A 7,186-nucleotide genomic window follows, 5' to 3' on the forward strand; every position below is an offset into this window, starting at 1 on the left:
GCCTATCCTTATCGCCATCCTTACAACTATCTTTTGACATGGTGACCTCGTGACGAAACAATCCACGAGATCTTCCTAGCCGACCAGATCAGCCCTCAGTGCGTGGTCGCCGGATGACGCTCACGCATAGCCGAGCTTCGTACCGTCGATTCCGGCCGGCACGGTGACCTGAAGCTGCTGTGCGAGCCAGTTGAGCGAGCCGTATCCGCAAAGGCTGACGCAATGGTCCTCGTTGGTGTCCTTGTTGAATCCAAGGCCAAACCATCCGGTCTTCCCGTTCGTGGAGTTCCATGCGGTCTGGAGTTGGGTTGCGGCAACGCCAATCTTGACCGGACCTTCCGCAATTGCGCTGTTTAACGTGGAGGGATTCGTCCAGTCGACCGAATAGATCTGGCCGTCATCGTAGATGTGCCGGCTCTGATGGAAGCCGTTTTCCTGCATCCAAACCATCACCTGATGCAGATAGGCTCCCTCCAGCACCCCATGTTTCGTCGCCCATCTTATCACTTCGTTGTCCGAAATGAAGATTTCCGGATTGTGACACGCCTTCGCAAACGCTTCTTCGGCAGTGACGCAATCACCATGATCGAAATTGCCCCAAGAGGACAGCCTGTGAGGGATCGTGATGAAATGGGGAGGTGCCGCTGCAAGGCCGACTACACTATGCGGGGTGGCGGCCGCCAAGACGCTCCTCGGCGTGGGAGTCGCTCCGCGTTTGGGATATCTACCTTGTCCACTTCCTCCAAGCTGAATTGCCATGGTATGTCTCCGTTTGCTGAAATGAACTTCGATTATTTCCGCTTAGGCTCCATTGCTTCGTCCTTCGTTCCACGCTGAGCATCGTCATGCTGCTGCTGATCCGGCGAAGAGTCTGTCTCCTCGCCTTTCTGATCGTCGGCTGCGTCGGGTGCGTCAGGGTTATACTTTGGTGCTTTGTCGCGCACTTCTTTCGGCGTAGGGAAAGCACCCCGCTTCGGAGTGGGAGGTTTGCTGTTCATATTTTACCCCTTTGTTGGGGAAGCCCTCCGGCGACCGTCGCATCCCATTTTACCAATGGTTGATGCGCTACGATCAAAACATGATCGTGCTGGTTGCATTGTGAGCTCGTTCACAGCCACAACGTTTTTATTGGATGCGACGCTTTCCGCAGTTTTGTCGACGCGGACGTCTCGACATTGTTCACGTCCCGGCTCCATTAACCCGGAGCGGGCCCGACAACGTCCATGTGAACGCGAGCACGATGATTGACAGGGCGCCTATGAGCCGGCGCCCGAGCCGTCAACGCGCTGCGTTGTAGACATCACGCAGGATTTTCGTCTCAAGCTCCAGATCCTCGAGTCGATCCTTGACGACATCGCCGATGCTGACGATGCCGGCTAGCTTGCCGCCGCGTAGTACCGGCATGTGGCGCACGCGGTGGTGCGTCATCAGTTTCATCACGCGATTGACACTCTCGTCCGGAGACACGGTGGCCACACCGCATTGCATGATTTCCTTCACCAGCATCGACCCGGCCGTCTGGCCATAGCGAGAAAATGCATGAACGATTTCACGTTCGGAAATCAGACCGAGAACCGAGTTCTCACTCGTCACCACGAGAGCGCCAATATTCTTTGCGCGGAGCCAGTCTGCCGCCCTCTTGATGCTGGCGTCCGGAGCTATTGTTGTGACATCGGTGCCCTTCCGCCTCAGAATGTTTTCGATGGTCATAGTTTCCTCCCATCGTGTGGCCTAGCCGCCTATTCCATCCCGCCCCCACAACTGGGGCCACGTACCATGGCATCCATTCTCCTCGATTAGGAGCATCAGCGTATCATATTGGCAGGAAGCAGTCAGCGAGTATCGGGGCCGCGGTGTAACGGCGGCAGAGGCCGTCGGTTGGTTTGAAGTCGTCGTTTTTGTGCTCTCAACCCCATCTGACGATCATCTTGAGCGCGCCTTCGAGGAATAGCTGGGAGCGAAGGTGACCGTAGGTCCGGTCCCATCGTCCGGACCTGAGATCGTCGCATCCAATGGAACAATCGATCAGCCGGTCTTGTGCGAGACGTTCTTGACCACCGTGTAGCACTGCAGGCCCTCGGTGCCGCCCTCGCGCCCATAGCCGCTCTCCTTGACGCCGCCGAAAGGCGTTTCGGCGACCGAGGCCACGAAGTGGTTGATCGAGAGGTTTCCGGCCTCGACGCCCTCGGCGAGACGATCGGCATTCTCAGCCGAACGGGTGAACGCATAGGCCGCGAGACCAAACGGGAGGGAATTGGCTTTCTCGATGGCTTCGTCGAGCGTCTTGACGGGGTTGACAAGCGCGAGCGGACCGAACGGCTCTTCGTTCATGGCACGGGCATCGTCGGGCACATCGGCGAGCACCGTGAGCGGGAAATAGTAACCGCGATTGCCGAGCCGATGTCCGCCCGCAAGCACGCGCGCGCCCCTGGCCTTGGCGTCGGCAACCAGCGTTTCCATGGCATCGATCCGCCGCGAGTTTGCCAGCGGGCCCATCTGGCTCGACGGATCCAATCCATTGCCGACCTTCAGCGCGCTCGCCTTCTCGGCAAAGACATTGGCAAATCGATCGTAGATCGATTCCTGGACGAAGAAGCGCGTCGGCGCGACGCAGACCTGTCCCGCATTCCGTGACTTGCCGACCACCGACGCGGCCGCCATTGCGACCGGATCGACGTCGTCGCAGACGATCACAGGGCCGTGGCCGCCAAGCTCCATGATCGCCGGCTTCATGTGAGTGCCTGCCATCGCGGCCAGACGTTTGCCGACCGGGATCGAGCCTGTGAACGTCACCAGCCGGATGCGCGATTGCGGGATCAGATATTCTGATATCTCCCCTGGATTGCCGAAGACGAGGTTCAGCACGCCGGCAGGCAGGCCCGCATCATGAAAGGCGCGCACGAGCTGGACGGCGCCGGCGGGCGTCTCCTCGGACGCCTTGAGGATGATCGAGCATCCCGAAGACAGTGCGCCGGCGACTTTGCGCGCCGGCGAACTCATCGGAAAATTCCAGGGCGAGAACGCTGCCACCGGACCGATCGGCTGCCGCAGCACCGTGTGCCGCATTCCGGGCTCGCTTGGGATCACGCGGCCGTAGAGCCGCTGTCCTTCCGTTGCATCCCACTCGATGATCTCGCAACCCCGCAGGATTTCCAGCCTGGCTTGCTCGATCGGCTTTCCCTGCTCGAGCGTCATCGCAACCGCCATCTCATCGACACGATCGCGAATGAGTGCGGCCGCCTTCAGGATGATCTGCGCACGCTTGAGCGGCGCCGTCTTGCGCCAGATCGCAAATCCTCTTTCGGCGGCATCGAGCGCGTCGTCGAGGTCGGTTCGCGTTGCCGTGGGCACCGTGCCGAGCGTGGTTTCGTCGGCGGGATTGATGATGGGCTGCCCGCTGGCGTGCTTCCAGCGGCCGTCGATATAGAGCTGGATTTCAGGATAGTTTGCCATGGTCGTTCCTTTGTTGTTCTTGGTGGCAAGGAGTGCGGGCGCCGCTTTACGCGTGCGCGCCGGATTGAAGCGCGGTGCCGGCTTGCGGGATGCCGTGAAGCCATTCGGTGAAGACCTGCTCGGCTTGCGCGGCGACGGTCTTCGAAAGCTTCAGCGTTGTTGCCCTGAGGTCAGGGATCGATATCTTCGCCGCCGACAATTCGGCGGCGTGGCCGACATACCACTCTTCCAACTGGCGCGGATCGGCCTCGAGATGGAACTGGAGCGCGAACGCGTTCTGCCGATAGGCGAAGGCCTGGTTCTCGTAATTGGCGTTTGAAGCGAGCCTTAAGGCTTGCTGCGGAAGATCGAAAGTGTCGCCGTGCCAGTGCAGCACGGTCGGATCTTTCCCGAGGCGGCGCAGGCAGGACGAGGCGCCTTCCGGCGTGAGACCGATCGTTCCCCAGCCGATCTCCTTGGCAGGGCCGGCGAACACGCGGCTGCCGAGCGCGCGTGCCATGAGCTGGGCACCGAGGCAGATCCCAAGCGTCGGCAGGTCCTGTTGCAGCCGGTGCTCAAGCAGCGCAATTTCGGCATTCAGGAACGGGTAGTTGTCGGACTCGTAAACCCCGATCGGCCCGCCCAGCACGATCAAAAGCTCGGCATTCCTGATCGATCGATCGGAGAGGTCGTCGACCGCAGCGTCGCAGAACGACACGCTCCAGCCTTCGCGCTCCATGATCGGGGCAAGGAGCCCCAAATCCTCGAAAGCCACATGGCGTATGGCGATGGCAGAACGGCGCTGTCGAAACATCTGGAAATCCGAGCATTCGTTATATCATCACAAATATAACGTATCTCTGCCAAAGGTGTCTAGCGACGGCGACAGCTTAGCGATCGGAGTGCATCCGTTCCAGGAAATCCTTCACGCCGCTGACCTTGCCGGTTTCGGAGGCGACGTAGCCGGGAAGGGCGTCGATGGCTTTATGGAAGTCGCCGCTCTTCATGATCTCGAGCACGCGCCGCATCGGCTCGGTCTCGAGGAACGCCTTCTTGCAGACGAAGAAATAATCTTCCGTGAGCAGCCGGATGAAATCGAGCCCGAATTGGCGGGCGGCCGCTTCGACGCCGAAACTCGCATCCGCCATGCCGCTGGCGACATAGGCAGCAACGGCGGCATGGGTGAATTCCATCTGCTGCGCGCCGTTGATCTTGCTCTCGGGAATCCGGTGCAGCGCCAAGAGCTGATCGAAAAGCTGCCGGGTGCCTGAATCGTGATCGCGGTTGACGAAGCGCGCCTTGCGATCGACCAGATCCTTCAGTGAGCTGATCTTCAGCGGATTGCCGCGCTTGACCATGAGGCCCATTTCGCGTGTGACGAAACTGATCACGCGGTCCTCGCGCGGATCGAGCCAGTCGCGGCACGCCTGGATGCCTTGCGCGCGCAATTCGCCGCGCGGCAGATGCACGCCGGAGAGGTCGCAGGCGCCCTGCGCCAGCGACACCAGCGAGTTCTGGTTGCTGACATAGCGGAGGTCGACGCCCATGCCGGGCTCGCGGTCGAGGAATTCGCGCAGCTTGGAGACCGCAAAGCCGTGGCTGGCATGAACGCGGATCACCGATGGACGCTGGTGCAGGAACGGTTTGATCTCCGTGACCAGTTCCTGCGCGAGGTTTTCGAGCTGCGGGCCGAGGCGAGCCTGCATGCGCTCGCCGGCCCAGACCAGCTTCTCGCCGAACGGCGTCAGCCGCGAGCCCTTGCCGCGCTGGGTCTCCACCAGCGGCACGCCGAAGAACTCCGACCATTGGTCGATCAGGTTCCAGACGTGGCGATAGGACAGATGCGCATCGATGGCTGCGCTCGAGATTTTCCCGGTTTTGCGGATCTCGTTGAGGATGCCGAGGATCACCACAGCCGTCTGCGGGCTGCCTTCGCGGTGAAATCGCCAGATGGTTTCGATCTCGATGTGCAGCATCGACCTATCTTCTCAATATGAAGTGAAATTCATATTATCGTCAGCCATAGGCAGAAAATATCATATTTACTGCGGGATATCTCCTCTTAGGTTTGGTATACCAGACAGGAGGAAATATGATGTCAATTGCATATGACTATGCGCGGGAGGCCTTCGGCCGTTCCGCTGCCAGGGACGAGCTGCTGCTGATCGACGGCGCCCGCGTCCCGGCCATCTCCGGACGCACATTCAAGTCCCTCAACCCTGCGACCGAGGAAGTGATCGCGACGATCGCGGAAGGCGGTGCCGCCGACGTCGACCGCGCTGTTACCGCCGCGCGCCGTGCCTTTGAGGGACCATGGCGGACCATGCGCGCCGCCGAACGCGGCCACATCCTCTTGAAATGGGCCGAGCTCTTGAAGCAGCATGCCGACGAGATCATCGAGCTCGAGAGCCTCGATGCCGGCAAGCCGATCGCGGCGGTGCTGCGGCAGGATTTTCCGGCGGCGATCGATACGCTGACCTATTACGCCGGATGGGCCGACAAGATCGGCGGCGACGTCGTGACCACCCGCGACGATGCGCTCACCTACACGGTCCGCGAGCCGGTCGGCGTGGTCGCCGCGATCGTGCCCTGGAATTTTCCGCTGATGATCGGCATGTGGAAGCTCGCGCCGGCGCTGGCGTGCGGCTGCACAATCGTCATGAAGCCGGCCGAGCTGACCTCGCTGTCGGCGCTGCGGATCGGCGAGCTCGCGCTCGAAGCCGGCCTGCCGCGCGGCGTGCTCAACATCGTCACCGGACCGGGCCGCATCGCCGGCGAGGCGCTGGTCAATCACCCTGACGTCGACAAGGTCACGTTCACCGGCTCGCCCGGCGTGGGGCGCGGAATCATGCGCGGCGCGGCCGGCAATTTCAAACGCGTATCGCTGGAGCTCGGCGGCAAGTCGGCCAACGTCATCTTCGAGGACGCGAACCTCGATGCCGCCGCGAAGGCCGCGGCTGCCGGCATCTTCTTCAACGCCGGACAGGTCTGCTCGGCTGGCTCGCGCGTGCTGGTGCAGGAGAGCGTCTATGACGAGGTGGTCGAGCGCTTGGCTGCACGCGCGAGCGCGCTCCGCATCGGCGATCCCCAGGATCGCGCCACGGCTCTCGGACCGGTGATTTCCGAGAAGCAGATGAGCACCATTCTCGACTATGTTGACATCGGCAAGAAGGAAGGCGCGTTGCTCGTGACCGGCGGCGAGCATGTCGGCGATCGCGGCTATTTCATCAGCCCCGCCGTGTTCGCCAATGTGAAGCACGAGATGCGGATCTCGCAGGAGGAGATCTTCGGTCCTGTCGTCAGCGTGATCAAGTTCAAGGACGAGGCGGATGCGCTGAGGATCGCCAACGGCACCGCCTACAGCCTTGCCGCCGGCGTCTGGAGCAGCGACATGGGCCGTGTGCAGCGCTTCGCCAAGCGCGCGCGGGCCGGCACGGTGTGGATCAACACCTATGGCTACACGGATGTGCGGCTGCCCTGGGGCGGCGAGCGCGATTCCGGCCTCGGCCGCGAGCACGGCACCGCCGCCATCGACAATTTCACCGAGCCCAAGGCGGTCTGGATGAACCTCAACGTCTGAAGGCGTGCGCGATTCCGCCGTGATATGATGTGCGTGCCACAAACTCCGCTGTCGTCCCGGGCTTGACCCGGGACCCATATGTGGACGGCCCCCGTGGCACAAGAGCTTTTGAGGTGATCGGATCGCTTGCATCCATATGTCCGGCCTGTTTGATGCGATCGGATGATCGCTGGC

Annotated in this window: 6 protein-coding genes; 1 reads left to right on the forward strand and 5 read right to left on the reverse strand. The window is 61.5% G+C overall.

Annotation, left to right across the window (positions count from 1 at the left end; genetic code table 11):
* Positions 1–120: 120 nt before the first annotated feature.
* From ACZYOF_RS41100 to ACZYOF_RS41120, 5 genes are all read right to left on the reverse strand, one after another.
* Positions 121–684: a hypothetical protein gene (locus ACZYOF_RS41100; RefSeq protein ID WP_463719317.1), complete on the reverse strand. Its 564-nt coding sequence runs from the start codon at positions 682–684 to the stop codon at positions 121–123.
* 594 nt (positions 685–1,278) lie between these two features.
* Positions 1,279–1,710, reverse strand: coding sequence for a CBS domain-containing protein (locus ACZYOF_RS41105; RefSeq protein ID WP_130579558.1), 432 nt, complete (start codon positions 1,708–1,710; stop codon positions 1,279–1,281).
* 315 nt (positions 1,711–2,025) lie between these two features.
* On the reverse strand, positions 2,026–3,453 hold the full coding sequence (locus ACZYOF_RS41110; protein ID WP_463719318.1) for an NAD-dependent succinate-semialdehyde dehydrogenase: 1,428 nt from the start codon (positions 3,451–3,453) through the stop codon (positions 2,026–2,028).
* 46 nt (positions 3,454–3,499) lie between these two features.
* Positions 3,500–4,246 carry a glutamine amidotransferase gene (locus ACZYOF_RS41115; RefSeq protein ID WP_463719319.1) on the reverse strand — a complete coding sequence of 249 codons (747 nt, stop codon included), beginning with the start codon at positions 4,244–4,246 and terminating at the stop codon, positions 3,500–3,502.
* A 76-nt stretch (positions 4,247–4,322) separates the two neighbouring features.
* Positions 4,323–5,408, reverse strand: coding sequence for a substrate-binding domain-containing protein (locus ACZYOF_RS41120; RefSeq protein ID WP_130579555.1), 1,086 nt, complete (start codon positions 5,406–5,408; stop codon positions 4,323–4,325).
* A 119-nt stretch (positions 5,409–5,527) separates the two neighbouring features.
* On the opposite strand from ACZYOF_RS41120, the gene ACZYOF_RS41125 reads away from it, so the two are divergent.
* A complete protein-coding gene (locus ACZYOF_RS41125) occupies positions 5,528–7,012 on the forward strand; it encodes an aldehyde dehydrogenase family protein (RefSeq protein WP_463719320.1) in 1,485 nt (494 codons plus the stop codon).
* The last annotated feature ends 174 nt before the right edge of the window (positions 7,013–7,186 follow it).

Source organism: Bradyrhizobium sp. LeoA1Lang, assembly GCF_055413685.1.

Coding starts and splice junctions, on each gene's coding strand:
- ACZYOF_RS41115 (WP_463719319.1), bottom strand. CDS start 4,246: ATGTTTCGACAGCGCCGTTCTGCCATCGCCATACGCCATGTGGCTTTC.
- ACZYOF_RS41120 (WP_130579555.1), bottom strand. CDS start 5,408: ATGCTGCACATCGAGATCGAAACCATCTGGCGATTTCACCGCGAAGGC.
- ACZYOF_RS41125 (WP_463719320.1), top strand. CDS start 5,528: ATGTCAATTGCATATGACTATGCGCGGGAGGCCTTCGGCCGTTCCGCT.
- ACZYOF_RS41110 (WP_463719318.1), bottom strand. CDS start 3,453: ATGGCAAACTATCCTGAAATCCAGCTCTATATCGACGGCCGCTGGAAG.
- ACZYOF_RS41105 (WP_130579558.1), bottom strand. CDS start 1,710: ATGACCATCGAAAACATTCTGAGGCGGAAGGGCACCGATGTCACAACA.